This window comes from Micromonospora reichwaldensis (assembly GCF_031845925.1).
Lineage (GTDB): Bacteria > Actinomycetota > Actinomycetes > Mycobacteriales > Micromonosporaceae > Micromonospora > Micromonospora reichwaldensis.
Genome location: NZ_JAVRFL010000009.1, coordinates 23,787 through 43,107, shown reverse-complemented (window position 1 = coordinate 43,107; position 19,321 = coordinate 23,787). Strand labels below are relative to the sequence as shown.

The window sequence follows — 19,321 nt, the reverse complement described above, 5'->3', positions numbered from 1 at the left end:
ACGCCCGCCCGGCCGGCAAGGCGGGGTACTCAGGACGGCTCTGCGCCACGGCGTACGGACAGCCGCCGTCGGCGATGCGGGCGCCGGTCCGTCGACGTATTGAGATGCCCGTACCCGCAATGGCATGATCCTCGCTCCATGCACGATCATGAGCGGGGCGGATCTCGACAGGTGCCAGCAACGGAGGAACCTCCCGCACGCCCGCTCCGTCTCGTCATCGCCGCGCACGCCGTGTCCACGTACGGCAGCTTCCTGAACATGGTGGCGCTGGGGCTGTTCACCCTGGAGATCACGGGCTCCGCCGTGTCCACCGGAATCTTCATGGCGGTCCGCCTGTGCGCCGGCGTCCTGATGGGGCTGGTCGCCGGCACGCTGGTCAGCCGGTACGCGCGGGCCAGGCTCATGATCGGCGGCGACCTGCTGTCGGCCGGCGCGCTGGTGCTGCTGGTCGCGATGCCGTCCGCCGCGCAGCCGACCATGCTGCACGCGCTGGCCGTGCTCCTCGGCGGGAGCCAGACGCTGTGGGTGGTCGCGCTGCGCAGCGGGTTGCCCGCGCTGGTCGGCCCGGACGACCTGGCCCGGGCCAACGCGAACCTGGTGGCGGCCCGCTCGGTGGCCATGCTGCTGGGCTTCGGCAGCGCGGGGATCCTCGTGACCCTGTTCGGCTACCACGCCGCGTTCCTGCTCGACGCCACCTCGTTCGCGCTGTCCGCCCTGCTGCTCGCCGCGGTCCGCGCCTGGCGCGTGGTGGGCCGCCCCGCCGGGCCGCCCGCCAAGGGCTCCCGCCGCGGGGCGGGGCTCCGGCGCCTCCTGCCCTCGGTCGCCCCCGTGATCCTGGCCATGATCGCGGTGCGGTCCGTCGACGCGTTCGGGTCCGCCTCCCACAACGTGGGCCTGCCGGTGTACGCGAACCTGGCCTGGCCCGACGCCCCCGCCGCGTTCGCCGCCCTGTTCACCACGCCCTGGGCGGTCGGCAGTCTCGTCGCCGGCCGGTGGTACGCCCGGCGGGCCGCCGGCACCTCCCGCCCGGGATCGCCGAGGGCCTTCGGCGTCGCCACCTGCGCGATGTCGCTGCTGTTCGTGCTCGCCTTCGCGGGGCCCCCGATCTGGCTGGTGGCCGTCCTGGCGCTGGCCGCCGGCATGGCGGACGGCTACGCCGAGATCAGCTACACCACCCGGTTGCAGACCGTCGAGCCCTCCCGGCTGCCGCAACTCATGGGCCTGGCCAGCACGGCGCAGAACGCGGGGTTCGGCATCGGCATGATCGTCAGCGCCTTCGCGCTCGACCGCCTGACGCCCCTGCCGGTGGTCGCGCTGGCGCACGGCCTGGCGCTCGCCGCCGCCGGTGCCTTCCTCATCTCCCACGCCCGTACGCCGGCGCACCGTCCGCACCGAACGCAAGAAGTCGAGGTAGCACCGTGAAGTCGACGTCCGCCGATCGCCCCGCCGCCGTCAGCCACGGCGGGGACCTGCCCGGCCCCGTCGACCATCCCCTGACCATGGACGAGGCGCTGCTGCGGGCGGCCCGGAACCATCCGGAGGCGGGCATCCGGATCGTGGGTCCCGACGGGCGCGAGGAGTTCCTCGACCACGGGCGGCTGCTCGCCGGGGCGCGCGCGGCGCTGCCCGGTCTGCGGGCCCACGGCCTGGGTCGCGGGTCCCACGTCGTCCTGCGGATCACCTCGGGCGAGCAGTACTGGCCGACCTTCTTCGGCTGCGTCCTCGGCGGGATCGTGCCGCTCACCGTCGGCGCGCCCACCGGGTACGACGCCGACAACCCCACCGCCGCCGCCCTCGTGCACGCCTGGCGGGTGCTGGGGGAGCCCGTGGTGCTGGCCGGGCCGGAGGACCTGGACGCGCTGGCCGGGCTGCCGCTGCGGGACCGGGTGGTCGCGGTGGCGGAGCTGACCGCGACGACCGCTCCCGACGGCCCCGCCCCTTCCGTACCGGATCCGGAGGCGGCGGACACCGACCCCGGGTCGGTGGCGCTGCTGCAGCTCTCCTCGGGCAGCACCGGTCGGCCGAAGGTGATCCCGTTGACGCACCGGGGGCTCTCGGAGTACGCCGTCGGCGCCCGGACGATGCTCGACATCGGCCCGCGGGACGTCCTGCTCAACTGGCTTCCCCTGGACCACGTCGCCGGCCTGCTGCTCTACCACCTCGGCGGCGTCTTCCTCGGCGCCACGTCCGTCCACGTCGCCACCGAGTGGGTGCTCGACGATCCGCTGCGGTGGTTGGAGCTGATGCGGCGGCACCGGGTCACGCACAGCTGGGCGCCGAACTTCGGCCTGCGGCTGGTGGCCGACGCGGTCGCCCGGGCCCCCGGAGAACCGTGGGACCTCGGCGGCGTACGCCGGATGGTCAGCGGCGGGGAGCAGTGCCTGCCGGAGACCTTCGAGGCGTTCGTCGCCGCGACCGGGGTGCCGGCGGAGGCGATGACGCCGGCCTGGGGCATGTCGGAGACCAGCACGGGAATCACCTTCGCCTCCTTCACCGAGCCCGGCACCCGCCTCCGGGTCCGTACGGCGAGCCTGGGCGGCGACCTGGAGTACGCCGAGGACGACGACCCGGCCGACGTCACCGAGTTCCTCTCCGTCGGGCCGCCCGCGCCCGGTGCCACCCTGCGGATCGTCGACGCCGCCGGCGCGGTGCTTCCCGAGGGCCGCATCGGCCGGCTCCAGGTCTCGTCGGCACGGGTTACGCCCGGGTACCTCGCCGACCCGGAGGCGACCCGCCTGGCCTTCCCCGACGGCGACGGCTGGCTGGAGACCGGCGACCTCGCCTTCATGCGGGACGGGCGGATCGCCATCACCGGCCGGGCGAAGGACATGATCATTCTGAACGGGCACAACCTGCCCTGCCACGAGGTCGAGCAGGTGGTGGGGGAGGTGGACGGGGTACGGCGCGGCCTGGTGGCCGCCGTGGGCGTACCGGAGCCCCGCACCGGCACCGAGTCGCTGGTGATCTTCTACGTGCCCGACGACGACGCGCCCGCGACGGGGGTGGCCGAGGCGGTGCGGGCGGCGGTGGCCCGACGCTGGCAGGTCGTGCCCGAGCGGGTGCGGTCGCTCCCCGCGGAGCAGTTCCCGCGTACCACCGGGGGGAAGATCCGGCGCGCGGAGCTGGTCCGGCGCTGCCTGGCCGAGCGGTCGCCGCACCGGCCGCACGACGGGCGGCGGGCGACCACCGACCCCACCGGGGCCCCGGCGGCGCGCGCGGCCGGACCGGGCAGGGCGGAGGTACGCGCCCTGCTGACCGGCATCCTCGGCGACCTGACGGGTGGCCAGGTCGACCCGGCGCGTCCGTTCTACGAACTCGGCATCGGCTCGGTCGAGATCGTCCGCCTCCGGGCCCGCCTGGAGCGGGCACTGGAGCGCCCGGTCCCGCAGCCGGTGCTCTTCGCCCACCCGACGGTCGACGCGCTCAGCGCGCACCTCGCCGCCCCGGCGGCCACGCCCACGGCGGAGCCCGTCGGCGGGCCGGTACGGGACCGGCGGATCGCGGTGATCGGCATGGCGGTCCGGTTCCCCGGAGCGCGCACGGTCGACGAGTACTGGGCGAACCTGACCGCCGGGGTGGAGAGCGTGCGTGCCTTCACACCGGACGAACTCGTCGCGGCGGGAATCCCACGCGACACCGTCGACGCCCCCGACCTCGTGGCGGCCAGCGGGGTCCTCGACGACGACGTCGCCGGCTTCGACGCGGGCTTCTTCTCGATCAGCGCCCGGGAGGCGGAGCTGCTCGACCCGCAGCACCGGCTGTTCCTGGAGACCTGTCACCACGCGTTGGAGGACGCCGGGCACCCGGGCGACGCGCGGGGGCTGCGGACCGGCCTCTACGCCGGCAGCGGAATGAACCTCTATCCGCACCACACCTACCTCCGCCAGCTCGGCCACCTGACGGTCTCCGCCGATCCGGCCGACTCGATCGGCGTCGCCCTCGGCAACCAGCCGGACTTCCTGGCCACCCGGGTGGCGTACCGGCTGGGGCTGACGGGGCCGGCGATCAACGTGCAGAACGCCTGCTCGACCTCGCTCGTGGCGGTGCACCTGGCGGTGCGGGCGCTGCTCGACGGCGAGGTCGACCAGGCGGTCGCGGGCGCCGTGGCCGTGCACGTGCCGCAGGTGACGGGCTACCGGCACACCCCGGGATCGATCCTGTCGGCGAGCGGGCGGTGCCGGCCCTTCGACGCCGACGCGGACGGAACGGTCGGCGGCAACGGCGTCGCCGCCGTGGTGCTGAAGCCGCTCGACCGGGCCCTCGCCGACGGCGACCGCGTGCACGCCGTGATCATCGGTTCGGCCGTGAACAACGACGGCGCCGGCAAGGTGGGCTTCACGGCACCCGGGGTGGCCGGGCAGGTCGACGTCGCCCGGCGGGCGCTGGCCGCCGCGCGGGTCCCGGCGGAGTCGATCGGGTACGTCGAGGCACACGGTACGGGCACTGCCCTGGGCGACCCGGTGGAGCACCACGCCCTCGCCGAGGTGTACGCCGGCGGTCGACCGTTCCTCGGCTCGGTCAAGGCGAACATCGGTCACCTGGACAGTTGCGCGGGCATGGCCGGCCTGATCAAGACGATCCTGGCCGTGCGTTCCGGCCGGGTCGCCCCACAGATCAACTTCCGCCGGCCGAATCCGGCGATCGACCTCGCCGCCGGCCCCTTCACGGTGACCACCCGTGGCACGCGGTGGCCGGCGGACCTGCGGCCGCGCCGGGCGGCCGTCAGCGCGTTGGGGGTGGGCGGCACCAACGCCCACGTGATCGTCGAGGAGCCGCCCCCGGCGGACCGACGTCGGTCGGACGAGCCGCCGGCCCACCCCGCGCCGGGACTGCTGCCCCTGTCGGCGGCCGACCCGTCGGCGCTGGTGGAGCTGGCCGCCCGCCACCGCGACCTGCTGCGCGAGGACCCCGGGCCGGCGTTGGCAGACGTGGTCACCAGCACCGGGCGACGCAGACGCCACCTCCGACACCGACTGGTCGCGCTCGGCACCTCCGCCGCCGAGCTGGCCGACGGCCTCGACCGGTACGTCCAGGCGGGCGTCGCGGGAAACGTGCTGACCGGCCGGGCGGAGCCGGAGACCGTCACCCCGGTGGCGCTTGCTTTTCCCGGGCAGGGCGACCGTCGCTGCGTCGTCCTCGATCTCGCCGAGCGGTTCCCGGTCGCGCGGGACGTGTTGGCCGAGGGGGCCGACGCGTACCGCCGGGCGACCGGTGGCGACCTCGTCGCCCGGCTGCGGGAACACCCCGTCGGAACGGGCCGCCCGACGGACGTGGCGCAGCCGGCACTGGTGGTCACCGCGGTGGCGTTCGCCGAGCTGTGGCGGTCGTGGGGGCTCACGCCGGACGTCGTCCTCGGGCACAGCGTCGGCGAGTACGCCGCACTGGTCGTGGCCGGTGCGCTGTCCCTGGGCGACGCGGTCTGGCTGGCCGCGCACCGGGGCGCCCTGATGCGCGACGCACTGCCACCCGGCGCGATGTGCGCGGTGCTGGCCGACGAAGCGACGGTCGGTGCCCTGCTGCGTGGGTCGACGGCGGAGATCGCCGCCCGCAACGGCGCGGAGCACCACGTGCTCGCGGGTCCCCCCGAGGCCCTGGCGGCGGTCGTCCGGGAAGCCGAACGGCGCGGCGTGGCGACCCGCCCGCTCCCGGTCGACCGGGCGTTCCACTCGACCGGCGTGGACGCGGTCCTCGACCGGTTCCGCCGGATGATCGGGGAGGTGGAGTTCGCACCGACCCGCCTGCCCCTGATCAGCAGCCTGGACGGCCGGGTACGCCCGCCCGGCTGGCTGCCGGACGCCGACCACCTGTGCCGGCAGGCGCGCGAGCCGGTCGCCTGGAGCGCCGCCGTGGCCACCCTCGCCGAGCAGGGCGTGCGATCGGTCGTCGAGGCGGGCGCGGACGGGGCGCTGACCGGCATCGCCCGCGGCACGGGATCCGACCTGCGGTGGGTGCCGTCGCAACGCCGTGGCACCCCACCGGTCGACGGGCTGTGGCGGGCCGTCGCGGAGTTGCACGTGGCGGGGTTTTCCATCGACTGGGCGGCGCTCACCGCCGACTGCGGCGGCCGGGCGGTGCCACTGCCGGCCTATCCGTTCCAGCGCCGGCGGTTCTGGGTCTCCGCTGCCGGGGCGGCCGACATCTCCGCCGCGACCGACGTGCGGGTTGCGGCCGGCGGGTCCGCCGCGCCGGACGTCTCTGCCGCGACTGACGTCCGGGTCGCGACCGGCACCTCTGCCGCGACTGACGTCCGGGTCGCGGCCGGCGGGTCCGCTGCGAGCGGCGCGGCCGGATCGCCGGCGACCGCCGAGCCGGGGCCGCTCCGGCCGTCGGCCGGGCACGACGTCGGGGCCGAGCAGGTGCTCGCGCGCATCCGGGCGCTGACGGCCGAGCGGCTCGGACTGGACGTGGGAGAGGTCGATCCGGACGAGACCTTCCTCGACCTCGGTGCCGACTCGCTGCTCCTGATCACCATGTCCCGGGAGATCGACCACGCGTTCGGGGTGCGGGTTCCCGTCCGGGACCTGTTCGCCGCCGTGGACACCCCCCGCCGGCTCGCCGAGGCGGTGACGCGGGGCGCCTCGGCCGGCGTGCTCCCTCCGGCGGCCCCGCCGGCCGGTCCGCCGACCGTGTCGCCCTCCGCCCCTGCCGCGCCGGTCCCCGCGCCTGTAACGCCGGTTTCCGCCGGGCCGGTGCCCGTGCCCGTCGATTCGGCGGCACCGGCCGACCCGGGCGACGCTCCCCGGGACGTGCCGGCCGACCTCGTCACGATCGTGCACCGCCAGTTGGACCTGATGCGCGACCAGCTCGCTCTTCTCGGCGCCGCCACGGGCGCCACCGTCACCGCCACGGGCGCCACCGTCACCGCCACGGGCGCCGCCGCCACCGCCACCGCCACGGGCGCCACCGCCACGGGCACCGGCGGCGGCGTCGGCGGCACCAGTGGTGGCGGCGCGGCCGTCGCCCCCGAGCCGTCGACGCGGCCGGCGCCGGCCGCGTCGGTGTCCTGCGCGCAGGACACCGTCGACTTCAGCCTGTACTTCTTCGGCGACTACCCCGACTCGGCCCGGGACGACGCCTACGGCACCATCATCGAGGCCGCCGAGTTCGCCGACACCCACGACTTCCATGCGGTGTGGTTGCCCGAACGGCACTTCCACTCCTTCGGCGGGCTCTTTCCCAACCCGTCGGTGCTCGCCGCGGCCCTCGCGACCCGGACCCGCCGGCTGCGCCTCAACGCCGGCTCGGTGGTGCTGCCCCTGCACCATCCCGTCCGGGTCGCCGAGGAATGGTCCATGGTGGACAACCTCTCCGGCGGGCGGGTCGGGCTCGGGTGCGCGCCCGGATGGCACGCCAACGACTTCGTCTTCTACCCGGACAACTACCGTCGCCACAAGCAGGTGATGTACGACAATCTCGACACCGTACGGCGGCTCTGGCGCGGTGAGGCGATCACCGCGCGGTCGGGCAGCGGGGAAGACGTCGACATCCGGCTGTTCCCCCGCCCGGTGCAGGCGGAACCGCCGGCCTTCACGGCGATCGTCGGCAACCCGGACAGCTATCGGGAGGCGGCCCGTCGCGGCCTCGGCGTGGTCACCAACCTGATGACCCAGGACGTCGCGCGGCTGGCCGAGAACGTCGCGCTGTACCGGCGTACCCGGGCCGAACACGGGCTCGATCCCGCTGCGGGGCGGGTGGTGGTGCTGCTGCACACCTTCCTCGGCGACGACGCCGAGCAGGCGCGGGCCATGGCGTTCGAGCCGTTCTGTGCCTACCTGCGCTCCTCCTTCAGCCTGCTCGGCCAGGTGGTCAACAGCCTGGGCATGAACGTCGACCTCGCCGACACCCCCGACGAGGACGTCCGGTTCGTGTTGTCCCGTGCCTACCAGCGGTACTGCGAGCAGCGGGCCCTGATCGGCTCGCCGGAGAGTTGCCGGCCGGTCCTCGACGCGGTCCTCGACGCCGGCGCCGACGAGATCGCCTGCTTCGTCGACTTCGGCCTGCCGGCGGGAGCCGTGCGGGACGGCCTGCCGGCCATCGACGCGCTACGGCGGGCCACCCCCCGTCGACCAACCCCAACCCCGGCCCCGGCTGTGGCCCCAGCCCCAGCCCCGCCCCCGGCTGTGGCCCCGGCACCGGCCGCGGTGGTCGTCGGGACGGCGGCGCGGGAGGCCGTCGGGATCGCCGCGCCGCCGGCCGTCGGGATCGCCGCGCCGCCGGCCGCCGGGATCGCCGCGCCGCCGGCCGACGAAACCGCGCCACCGACCGTCGAGACCGCGCCGCTGACGCCCGGCCAGCGGCGGCTGTGGCTGGTCGAGCAGGCGTACCCGGGCAGCCCGGCCTACACGGAGGGCGTGGCCGTGCGGCTGTGCGGCGCGCTCGACACGGGAGCGCTGCGCGGGGCGTTGCAGGACGTCGTGGACCGGCACGCGCCACTGCGGACGACCTACCGCGAGGTCGACGGGCAACCCTGCCAGGTCGTCCGGCCGACGGCGACGGTCGACCTGCCGGTGCGGGAGCATTCCGGTGCCGACGAGGACGCCGTGGTGCGGGCCGCGATGGCCCGGGAGAGCACGCGGGTGTTCGACCTCGTCGAGGGGCCGGTCTTCGCGTTCGAGCTGCTGCGCTTCTCCCCGACACACCACGTGCTGGTGATGTCGTTCCACCACCTGGCCACCGACGGCGGCTCGTACGCGGTCCTGACCCGCGAGGTCGGCGCGTGCTACCGGGCCCGGTCGACCGGTACGACGGCCGCGCTGCCCCCGCTGCCGGTCACCTACCCGGAGCTGGCCCGGGCGCGTGCCCGGTCGGCCCGGGACGGCGTGGACAAGAGCCTGGCGTACTGGCTCGACCTGCTCGATCCGCTGCCGCCCACCCTCGTGCTGCCCTCGGACCGGCAGCGACCGGCCACCGTCTCGGCCGCCGGTGGGAGTCTCCTCGCGGAGATCCCGGTGGAGCTGACCGAACGGGTCCGGCAGCTCAGCCGCGTCGAGCGGGTCACCCCGTTCACCACGCTGCTCAGCGCGATCGGGGTGGCGCTGTTCCGGTTCAGCGGCCAACCGGACCTGGTGATCGGCACCGGCATGAGCGGCCGCGACGAGGATTCCGAGGACCTGATCGGGTTCTTCGTCGACACCGTGCCGCTGCGGCTGGACCTCGCCGGTGACCCCACCTTCCGGGAGTTGCTCGCCCGGGTCCAGTACCGCTCGGCGGACGGGTACGAACACGCGGGCGTGCCCTTCGACGACCTCGTCAGCGCGCTCGCCCCGAACCGGGAGGCCGGCCGCCACCCGCTCTTCGACGTGGTCGTGGAGTACGAGCGGGGCGCCCCGGCGTTCCAGTTCGACCTGCCGGGGGTCACCGCCGAGCCGATCCCGGTGGGCCTGGACAAGGCCCCGGTCGACCTGGTCGTCTACCTGTCACACGGCGACACCGTGCGCTGCCACGTCGAGTACCGGACCGACGTGCTCGACCGGCCGACGGTGCGTCGCCTGCTGGACTACGTCGAGCGGCTGCTCGACCGGGCGACCCGGGAGCCCGACGAGCCGCTGTCGGGCCTGGCGGCGCACCTGGACGACTCCGCCGACCGCCTGCACGGGCCGCGGACACCCGTCGGCGACGCCCGGCTGCACGAGTTGTTCCTGCGGCAGGCGGCCCGTACCCCGGACGCCGTGGCGGTCGTGTGCGGGCCGACCCGGTGGACGTACCGCGAACTGCGCGAGCGGGCCGACCTGCTCGCCCGCCGGATCGCCGCCGCCGGCGTCGGGCCCGACGACCTCGTCGCGGTGCTCCTGCCGCGCCGACCGGAGCTGATCGCCGCCCAGCTCGCCGTGCTGATCGCCGGCGCGGGCTTCCTCCCCCTCGACCCGGGGCTGCCCGCCGCCCGGGTGGCCACCCTGTTCGCCGACAGTGGCGCCCGGCTGCTGGTCACCACGAGGGACGTGGACGCGCCGACGGACGCGGTCTGCCTGCGGGTCGAGGATCCCGGTGACCCGGACCTGCCAGCCCCGGGCCGGGTGCCGACGGCGGAGCAGGTGGCCTGGTGCGTCCACACGTCCGGCTCGACCGGCCGGCCGAAGGGCGTCCTGGTGCCGCACCGGGCCGCCGTGGACGCCGTCGACTGGCACGTGCGGGCCCTGGCCCTCACCGGAGCCGACACCGTCGGCCACGCGCTCGGGCTCGGCTTCGACGCGAACCTCGCCGAGATCTATCCGGCGCTCGCCGCCGGCGCCACCGTGCATCTCGTACCGGAGGAGGCGCGGAGCGACCCCGCGGCCCTCGTCGAGGAGTGGTCCCGCGGCGGCGTCACGGTGGCCTTCCTGCCGGCGCCGCTCGTCGAGCTGGTCTTCGCCCTTCCGATGCCCGCGCACGCCCCGCGCACGCTCGTCGTGGGCGGCAGCCAGCTCCGGCGCCGACCGCCCGCCGGCTTCCCGGCCGAGGTGATCAACGCCTACGGTCCGACCGAGTGCAGCATCGTCGCCACGGCGGGTCCGGTGCGGGCGGACGTCCCGGGGCCGGTCGACATCGGCACCCCCGTCGACAACCATCGGCTGTACCTGCTGGACGAGCGCGGTGTGCCGGTGCCACGGGGGGCGGTGGGGGAGCTGTACGTCGGCGGGACCGGCGTGGCCCGGGGCTACCTCGACCGACCCGCGGCGACCGCCGCCGCCTTCCTGCCCGATCCTGGCCTGCCCGGGGCACGGGTCTACCGGACCGGGGACCTGGTCCGGGAACGGGGCGACGGGACCCTCGAGTTCGTCGGCCGGGTGGACGACCAGGTCAAGATCGCCGGACAGCGGACGGAGCCCGGCGAGGCCGCCGCGGAGCTGGCTGTGCTGCCCGGGGTACGCCAGGCCACCGTCATCGCGCGGCACGACCGGGGCGACGAGCCGTACCTCGCCGCGTACGTCGTGGCGGACGACGACGGGGAACCGGCCGCGACCCGCGCGGAGCGACTCGCCGCCGTGCTGGCCGAGCGCCTGCCCGCACACCTCGTGCCCCGGGCCTGGGTGCTGCTGGACACCCTGCCCACCACGGACAACGGCAAGGTGGACCGGTCGCGGCTGCCCGCACCCGCCGTGACCGGCGCCGCCGACCAGCCCAGCACCGCCATGGAGCAGCTCGTCCACGACGCCTGGTGCGCCGAGCTCGGGGTGGCCCGGCTGCCGGTGGACGTCCCCTTCTTCGCCGCGGGCGGTCACTCCCTGGCGGCCGTACGGTTGGCGAACCGGCTGACGGACCTGCTCAACCTGAAGGTCGGCGCGCACCGGGTGCTGCGCAGCCCGGGCATCCGGGCGATGGCGCGGGACCTGACGACCGCGGAGGGCGGGTCCGAGGTCGTGGACCGGGCGCCGGCGACCTACCCGCAGGAGCTGATGTGGCACCGCCAGCGGCAGGCCCCCGACCCGCCGGCCGTGCACATGGCGGTACGGGTGACCCTCGCCGGTCGGCTCGACGTGCCGGCCCTGCAACGGGCGGTCGACGGCCTGGTCGCCCGGCACGAGGCGCTGCGCACCCGCCTGGTGGAACGCGCCGGTGAGCTGGTCCAGGAGGTGCTCCCGGCCCGGCCGGGGACGCTGCCGGTGCGCGACCTCGCCGCCGACGAGGTCGAGCAGTGGTGCGTGCGGACCGGCCGCGAGCCCTTCCCGGAGGACACGGGACCATGGCTGCGGGCCCGGCTGGCGCGACTCGACGACGACGCGTGGGTGCTGATGCTGGTCGTGCACCATCTCTGCGGTGACGGCTGGTCGATGCTCCAACTGCTCGACGAGCTGGGCAGGGGCTACGCCGCGGAGACCGGCCAGGGTACGGCCCCCGCCGCGCCCACGGCACGCTACGTCGACCACGCGCGCCGGCAACGGGCGACCGCCGTCGCGCCGGGCGTCCTGCGGTACTGGCGGGACCAGCTCGCCGGAGCGCCCCGCACGGTGTCGTTCCCGGCCGACCGCCCACGGCCGGCGCGGCCGTCCGGCCGGGGCAGCGAGTTCGCCTTCGACGTCCCGGCCGAGCTGACCGAGCGCCTGAGCGGCCTCGCCGAGCGCTGCGGCACGACCCTGTTCCCGGTCCTGGCCAGCGGGTACGCGCTGCTCGTGCGCGAACTCACCGGCGCCCGTGACGTGGTCCTCGCCTGCCCGTACGCCCACCGCGACCACCGCGAGGACGAGTCGGTCGTGGGCCTGTTCACCAGCCCGCTGCTGCTGCGGCCCCCGCTGGCGCGCGCGACGTCCTTCGCGGAGTTGACGGCGGGCACCGACCAGGTGTTCCTCGACGCGGTCCGGCACCAGCCGGCGCCCCTGGCCGAGGTGTACGCGGCCCTCGATCCGCACTGGCGGGTCGGCATGCCGCCACCGGTCGCCACGACGCTGTTCGGCTGGAATCCGGGGATGCCGGAGGTGCGGCTGCCGGGGCTCGTGGCGCACGCCACCGACCAGGGGCTCGGCTGCGCCCGCCGTGACTACGCCACGGTCGTCACCCCGCACGGGGGCGGCCTGCGGGGCGTCGTGGAGTACTCCACCGACCTGTTCGACCGGGCGACGGTGGCGGCCTGGTGCGACCGCTTCGTCGCCATTCTCGTCGCGGTCGCCGACGAGGGGCCGGGCCAGGTCGCGGCGCGCACTATGGTCGGATCATGACCTCGGGCACCGGCAACTCCGACGACTGGACCACGCCCGGGACGTTCGAGGTCGCCCCCGGCGTCCACCGCGTGCCGCTGCCGCTGCCCAACGACGGGCTGCGCGCGGTGAACGTGTACGTCCTGCGCGACGACGACGGCCTCGTGCTCGTCGACTCCGGGTGGGCGATCACCGAGGCGCGCGCCGCGCTCGACGCGGCGCTCAAGGAGCTGGACTGCTCGCTGGGGGACGTGCGCCGGTTCCTCGTCACGCACGTCCACCGGGACCACTACACGCAGGCCGTGCACCTGCGCCGCGAGTACGGCATGCGGGTGAGCCTCGGCGCCGGGGAACGCGAGAGCCTGGCAGCGTCCATGACGCCGCACCGGAACCCGCTCGCCGAGCAGCTCGCCCGCCTGCGGCTGCTGGGCGCCGGCGAGCTGGCCGACACCCTGGCGGGGTTGACCGGGACGCGGCTGAGCACCGGGGACTGGGAACTGCCGGACGACTGGTTCCACGACGGTCAGCAGATCAGGCACGGCGAGCGCACCCTGCACGTCGTCGAGACGCCGGGCCACACACGCGGGCACGTCGTCTTCCACGACACCGGCTCGCACCTGTTGTTCGCCGGTGACCACGTGCTGCCCACCATCACGCCCTCGATCGGCTTCGAGGCCGCACTGTCGGCGAACCCGCTCGGCGACTTCCTGGCGTCGCTCGCGCTGGTGCGCCGGCGACCGGACGCGCGGCTGCTCCCGGCGCACGGGCCGGTGACCCCGAGCGTGCACGCGCGGGTCGACGAACTCGTCGCGCACCACGGCGCGCGGCTCGACGAGACGGAGGCCGCCGTGGCCCGGGGGGCGAGTTCGGCGTACGAGGTCGCCGCGCGGCTGCGCTGGACCCGACGGGAGCGCCGGCTGGGCGACCTCGACGTGTTCAACGCCATGCTCGCCGTCACCGAGACCGCGGCGCACCTGGAACTCCTGGTCGCCCAGGGCCGCCTGACCCGGTCCGACATCGACGGGCTGCGCCGCTACGCCACCGCCTGACCCGCCGGGCCCCGCTCGCGCCGGCCGCGTCGCGTGCGACCGGGTCAGCGCGGGGCACGGGGTGCCCCTACGATGCGGCGTATGGCGCTGTTGCACCGGGCGGAGATGCGCCCCACGAAGTTCGCACTCCTGGCGGCGTGGCTGCCCGGCCGACCGTGGTACCAGGGGCCGGCCGGCGCCGACATCGAGCGCGTGGCGGCCTACCGGTTCGACGATCCGGCCGGCGCCGTCGGCGTCGAGACGCTGCTCGTCAGCGCCGGCGACGGGCCGATCCACCAGGTCCCGCTGACCTACCGCGACGCGCCCCTCGACGGCGGCGACGACTGGCTCGTCGGCACCACCGAGCACTCCGTGCTCGGCCGCCGCTGGGTGTACGACGCGTGCGCCGACCCCGTCTACGCCGCGACGCTGGCGGCGGCCGTCCTCGCCGACGCCGGGCAGGCGCAGGAGTACTTCGAGACCGACGGCCAGCGGGAGTACCGCGAGCTGTCGATGACCATCGCCGGCAGCGGCACCCGGGGCGCCGAGGTCCCGCCCGTCGGCGCCGTGCACCGCGTGGTGGAGGACGACCTCACCGTCATCGTCACCGACTTCGTGGAGTTGGCCGTCGTGCGCCGCCCCGACGGCGGCACCGCGTCGGAGGGCGCCGTGCTGACCGGCACGTGGAGCGGCCAGCCGAGCCCTCTGCCGTTGGCGTACGCCCGCCGGCGCTGACGGGACGCACCGCCGGCGCGGGGCAGCGCGCCGACCTTCTCCGGCGGACGAAGGGGACTTGTATTCCTACTGATCCGGTAGGAAAAGGGGGGCATGCCGCGCGTACCGCTGCTCACCTCCCGCCGGGTCGTCGACCTGATGCGGGTCGCCTCGCCGCTCTGTCCCGGTCCGCGCCCGGCGGCCTGACCGCCGATCGCCGCACCCCACGGGCGCACCGGTCGGTTCTCCGGCTTCGTCGCCGCCTCGGTGATCGCCACCTGTCCCCTCGAACCGGCCGTCGCGGTCGTCGACGACCCGCGGGTGCGGTTCCTGGTGCCGGCGTCAGCGCCGGTCCCGGCGCTCTCCGACTCCAGGATGCCGCCGTGGACCGAGGTCCGCGTGGCATCGCTGCGGGCGGCCGGGGCCGGCGTCGCCGCTCCGCCACGATTCTCTGCCTGACTCCCCTCCGGAAGGTCCCGATGGTCATCGCGCGGCACGACACCGACCCCCTCGTCCGACAGTGGCAGGACGGTCCGGGGGGCGGGTGGGCAACCGACGCCGACGCCCGCGCGCTGCGCACGGTGCTGCGCCACCAGGCCAGCACCGTCACCGTGGTCACCGCGCCCGGCGCGCCGCCGGTCGGCTTCACCGCCACGTCGTTCACCTCGGTGTCGCTGGCGCCGCCGGTCGTGTCGTTCTGCGTGAACCTCGGATCGTCCAGCTGGCCGACCCTGGCCGGCGCCCGCCACGTGGCGGTTCACCTGCTCGCCGAAGACCAGCGGGAACTGGCCCGCACCTTCGCCACCAGCGGCATCGACCGGTTCGCCACCCCCACCCGGTGGCGTACGGGACCGGAGGGGGCGCCGATCCTCGGGGGCGTCCTGGCCTGGCTGCTCTGCCGGGTGGTCGACCGGGTGCCCGTCGGCGACCACGCCGTCGTCGCCCGGCGACCGTCGCCTACCTGGGCCAGATCGCGCGGACCGCCGAGCAGCTCGGATTCGTCGGCGCGCTCACCCCGACCGGCGCCTGGTGCGAGGACGCCTGGCTGAGCACCGCGATGCTCACCGAGGTGACCGAGCGGCTGAAGTTCCTGGTCGCCTTCCGCCCCGGCCTGCTCACGCCCGCGCTGGCGGCGCAGATGGCCTCGACGTACCAACGGCTCTCTGGCGGCCGGCTGATGGTCAACGTCGTCACCGGCGGCGAGTCGCACGAGCAGCGCGCCTACGGCGACTTCCTGGACAAGGACGCCCGGTACGCGCGCACCGACGAGTTCCTGCACGTCGTGCGGGCGCTGTGGCGCGGCGAGACCGTGGACCACGCCGGCGGGCACCTGCGGATCGCGCAGGGCCGGCTCAACCGGCTGCCGGACCCGGTCCCGCCGATCTACTTCGGCGGCTCCTCCGCCGCCGCCCTGCCGGTGGCGGTGCGGCACAGCGACGTCTACCTCACCTGGGGCGAGCCGCCGGCCCAGGTGGCCGGCAAGCTCGACCGGGTCGCGGACGGATCAGGCGCGGGCGCGGCCCGTGGAACGCCGGTCCCCCGGGCGGGTGCCGACCGCCGCCTGCCGGTCGGCCGGTCCCCCGACGGAGGACCGGCCGCGACACGCCGGTGTGGCGAGGTCAGCCCCAGATGGCCGTCGCCCATTCCGGGTGGTCGACGAACGGGTTCCGGTTGCCCTGCCAGCGCTCGTAGATCCGCTGGTTGCGGCGCTTCTCGAAGGTGTCCGGCGGGTCGGCCTGGTTCCACTGGAGCAGCACCGACATCTTGCCGTGGTACGGCGCGCTGCCGTTGTTGACCGACTGGTTCAGCTCCAGGTTGGGCCAGCCGTCGGTGCCCTCGTACCGGATCGCCATGTACATCAGCATGCGTGCGACGTCGCCCTTGACCGCGTTGCGCGGCTCCCACGAGTCGGCGTCGGTGTAGCAACCCGGCGCCTCGGCGACCGGGCTGCCGCCGGTGTCGAAGTCCTTGTTGCCGCGCGTCGAGTTGACCGAGACGTCCTCCGGCCGAAGGTGGTGGACGTCCGTGCCCGGGCCGGTCGCGGTGCCGAAGTCGCCGTGCGACTTGGCCCAGACGTGCTCGCGGTTCCAGTCGTTGACGCCGCCGCCGTTGCTGCTCTTGCTCTGCGACCGGCCGGTGTTGAGCAGGATGACGTTGTTGGTGTTGGCCGGGTCCTGGTCGGTGTCCTTCAGCGCCTCCCACACCTGGTCGTAGGAGAGCTTCGTCTGCACCTTGATGATCGAGTGCAGCGAGCTGCGCAGCGCCGTGCCGGACTTGCCGATCGCGTTGGCGTAGTAGGTGGAGTCGTAGTCGCCGCCGGGTGCCGGGGTGCCCGTCGGGACCGGAGTCGGCGACTGGCTTGGCGAGGGCGTGGTGCCGCCGAGGGTCATCGCCGTCGGGTTCTTCAGGCCGCCGTGGCTGAAGTAGGCGGTGAGCGTGCCGGTGGCGGTGATCCGCTGGCCCCGTAGGCCCGGGTTGGTGAGCAGCCCGAACGTGCTCCGGTAGGCGGCGGTGACCTGGACGTAGAGCATCCTGCTCGCGCCGGTCTCGGCGGCCGTGTCGGCGATCGCGATCGCGGTGTCCGCGGTGAAGCCGGACCTGAGCACCGTCGTGGCGCTGGTCGGCTGGCCGATGACGTAGCCGGTCACGGCGGCCGACCGGCCGTCCTGTGCGGCGAGCGCCTGGGCCACGGTTAGGGGGCCGGCGGCCGACGCCGCCGCCGTCACCGCCACGGGCGCCACCAGGACGACGGCCAGCGCGAACGCCATCGCCAGCCTTCTGGGGCCCGAGCGGGTACTGCTCCTCGTATTCATGAGCAGCGATGCTAGCGGGGCGCGGGTGAACGACGGGAGATCGGGACCGCAACTTTCGGCGCGGCGGCCGCGCCTGCCCGGCGCACGGCCGTGCCGGGCAGGCGCGCCGGAGCCGGCTACCGGGGCGACGGGCCCGCGCGCAGGTAGGTGAGGGCCGCCAGCACCCGGCGGTTGGTGTCGTCGCTGGGCGGCAGGCCGAGCTTCGCCAGGACGTTGCCGATGTGCTTGCCGACGGCCGCCTCGGTGACGTGCAGCCGCGCGGCGATCGCCGCGTTGGAGTGTCCCTCGGCGAGCAGCGTCAGCACCTCGCGCTCCCGGGCGGACAGGGCCGCGAGCGGGTCGCGCGGGCGGTGCAGCAGCCGCCGCACCACGTCGGGGTCGACGACCGTGCCGCCGCCGGCGACCGTACGCAGCTGCCCGGCGAACTCGGCGACCTCGGCGATCCGGTCCTTGAGCAGGTAGCCGACGCCCCGGCCGTCGCCGCTGGCGAGCAGGGCGGCGGCGTACTCGGCCTGCACGTGCTGGCTCAGCACCATGACGGCGAGCAGCGGCCGTTCGGCGCGCAGGTCGACGGCGGCCCGCAGCCCGTCGTCGTGCGGGCCGGGCGGCATCCGGATGTCGGTCACCACCAGGTCCGGCTCGTGCGCCCGGACCGCGTCCCGCAACTGCGGCGCCGTGCCGACGGCGGCGACCACCTCGAAGTCGAACCGGGCCAGCAGGCCGGCGAGGCCCTCGCGCAGGAGGACCTCGTCCTCGGCGAGCACGACGCGCGTCACCGGCGGCACGGCAACTCCACCCGGACGAGCGTGGGGCCGCCGGGCGGGCTGGCGAGCAGCAGCCGCCCGTCGACGGCGGCGACCCGGTCGGCGAGGCCGGTCAGGCCGGTGCCCCGCGTCGGGTCGGCCCCGCCGTGGCCGTCGTCGGAGACCTCCACGACGAGTTCGCCGTCGGCCTGGACGAGCCGGACCCCGGCCCGGGTCGCCCCGGCGTGCCGGACGACGTTGCCCAGCGCCTCCGACACCACGAAGTACGCGGTGCTCTCGACGAGTTCGGGCAGCGGCTGCCCGAGGTCGGCGTGGACGGTGACCGGGACGGTGGCCTCGCCGGCCAGTTCCCGTACCGCGCCGGCCAGACCGAGGTCGGTGAGGCTCTGCGGGCGGATGCCCTGCACGATCTGCCGTAGCTCGACCATCAGGTTCTTGGCCTGGTCGTGCGCCACGGCGAGCGGGGCGGCGGCGGGGGAGTCCTCGGGCACGTCCAGCCGGGCCAGGCCCAGGTGGAGGGTGAGGCTGGTCAGCCGGGGCTGCGCGCCGTCGTGCATGTCGCGCTCGATGCGGCGGCGTTCGGTCTCGTACGCGTCGACCAGCCGGGCCCGCGAGCGGCTGACCTCCCGCAGGGCCGCCCCGTCGGCGGGCCGGCCGAGCAGCCACCGCGCCACCGCGCCCTGGGCCGCGGCGAGCACGCCGAGCCCGTACCAGAGCACCGGGAGGAGCAGGACCCCGAGCACGGCGTACGGGACGGCCTCGCCGGTCGTGTCGACGGTGGTCCAGACCACGATGACCTCGTCGGCGTCGCCGACCAGCCAGGGGCTGGCCACCAGCGTGAGGTCGAGCAGCACGAGCAGGGTGGACACGGCGTAGCCGAGCGGCACGACGCCGCCCAGCCAGAAGGTGTGAGCGACCTCCCGCCACGCGTCGGCGCCGGTGTAACGCGCGGCCAGGCCCCGCCACCGGTACGCCGGCAACGGCCGCCCGTCCACGAGGCCGATCCGCTGCCGTTCCACGGCGGTCACCGCGATGCTCACGACCGGGGCCGACGCCAGCACCGTCAGCGCGCCGACGGCCAGGAACAGCACGAGGGGCAGCTCGACCGGGCGGTCCTGTCGGGCGGCGTTGACCGCCGCCAGCAGGGGCGCCCCGACGACGAGCAGCCCGACGGCGAGCACCCCGGCGACCGGGACGGTGGTGAGCAGGTAGGCCAGCGCGCGCCACGGCCACGGGGAGAGCAGGTATCCGGGCCGGCGCAGCGCCTCGGCCAGGCACAGGGGACGAGCTGTCGTCATGCCGCTGACGCTAACCGTGGGTGACGCGCCGACCCAGCCGTCTGGAGGTAGTTCGCGGGTAGGGCCAGCACTACCCGGTGGCTGGGCCGGCCCCGG

The 19,321-nt window shown here is 75.4% G+C and carries 8 protein-coding genes and 1 pseudogene; 6 read left to right on the top strand and 3 right to left on the bottom strand.

Going from position 1 to position 19,321, the window contains the following annotated elements:
- Window positions 1-171 precede the first annotated feature (171 nt).
- The 6 genes and pseudogenes from RM555_RS09525 to RM555_RS09500 all read left to right on the top strand — a co-directional run.
- On the top strand, window positions 172-1,422 hold the full coding sequence (locus RM555_RS09525; protein WP_311411400.1) for an MFS transporter: 1,251 nt from the start codon (window positions 172-174) through the stop codon (window positions 1,420-1,422).
- Entirely contained in the window at window positions 1,419-12,629 is an 11,211-nt protein-coding gene (locus RM555_RS09520) for a non-ribosomal peptide synthetase/type I polyketide synthase (protein ID WP_311411399.1), read from the top strand. Before RM555_RS09525 ends, RM555_RS09520 begins: the two co-directional genes overlap by 4 nt.
- Entirely contained in the window at window positions 12,626-13,657 is a 1,032-nt protein-coding gene (locus tag RM555_RS09515; protein ID WP_311411398.1) for an MBL fold metallo-hydrolase, read from the top strand. Before RM555_RS09520 ends, RM555_RS09515 begins: the two co-directional genes overlap by 4 nt.
- Window positions 13,658-13,738: 81 nt before the next feature.
- The gene (locus RM555_RS09510; protein WP_311411397.1) at window positions 13,739-14,371 is read left to right on the top strand and encodes a CG0192-related protein; all 633 of its coding nucleotides are present in this window, start codon (window positions 13,739-13,741) and stop codon (window positions 14,369-14,371) included.
- 458 nt (window positions 14,372-14,829) lie between these two features.
- On the top strand, window positions 14,830-15,399 hold the full coding sequence (locus RM555_RS09505) for a flavin reductase family protein (protein ID WP_311411396.1): 570 nt from the start codon (window positions 14,830-14,832) through the stop codon (window positions 15,397-15,399).
- Window positions 15,291-15,872: pseudogene (locus RM555_RS09500) on the top strand (LLM class flavin-dependent oxidoreductase); the annotation flags it as partial. The gene RM555_RS09505 and the pseudogene RM555_RS09500, both read left to right, overlap by 109 nt.
- A gap of 97 nt (window positions 15,873-15,969) precedes the next feature.
- On the opposite strand, the gene RM555_RS09495 reads toward RM555_RS09500, so the two are convergent.
- The 3 genes from RM555_RS09495 to RM555_RS09485 all read right to left on the bottom strand — a co-directional run bounded on the left by RM555_RS09495 (window position 15,970) and on the right by RM555_RS09485 (window position 19,225).
- Window positions 15,970-17,118: an endonuclease gene (locus RM555_RS09495; protein ID WP_311411395.1), complete on the bottom strand. Its 1,149-nt coding sequence runs from the start codon at window positions 17,116-17,118 to the stop codon at window positions 15,970-15,972.
- A 161-nt stretch (window positions 17,119-17,279) separates the two neighbouring features.
- Entirely contained in the window at window positions 17,280-17,948 is a 669-nt protein-coding gene (locus tag RM555_RS09490) for a response regulator transcription factor (protein WP_311411394.1), read from the bottom strand.
- Window positions 17,936-19,225, bottom strand: coding sequence for a sensor histidine kinase (locus RM555_RS09485; RefSeq protein WP_311411393.1), 1,290 nt, complete (start codon window positions 19,223-19,225; stop codon window positions 17,936-17,938). The genes RM555_RS09490 and RM555_RS09485 overlap by 13 nt, the downstream gene beginning before the upstream one ends.
- Between the last annotated feature and the right edge of the window lie 96 nt (window positions 19,226-19,321).

What these genes read in the sequence shown, in the direction of transcription:
- RM555_RS09510 (WP_311411397.1), top strand. Translation starts at nt 13,739, where the DNA reads ATGGCGCTGTTGCACCGGGCGGAGATGCGCCCCACGAAGTTCGCACTC.
- RM555_RS09485 (WP_311411393.1), bottom strand. Translation starts at nt 19,225, where the DNA reads ATGACGACAGCTCGTCCCCTGTGCCTGGCCGAGGCGCTGCGCCGGCCC.
- RM555_RS09495 (WP_311411395.1), bottom strand. Translation starts at nt 17,118, where the DNA reads ATGGCGTTCGCGCTGGCCGTCGTCCTGGTGGCGCCCGTGGCGGTGACG.
- RM555_RS09515 (WP_311411398.1), top strand. Translation starts at nt 12,626, where the DNA reads ATGACCTCGGGCACCGGCAACTCCGACGACTGGACCACGCCCGGGACG.
- RM555_RS09505 (WP_311411396.1), top strand. Translation starts at nt 14,830, where the DNA reads ATGGTCATCGCGCGGCACGACACCGACCCCCTCGTCCGACAGTGGCAG.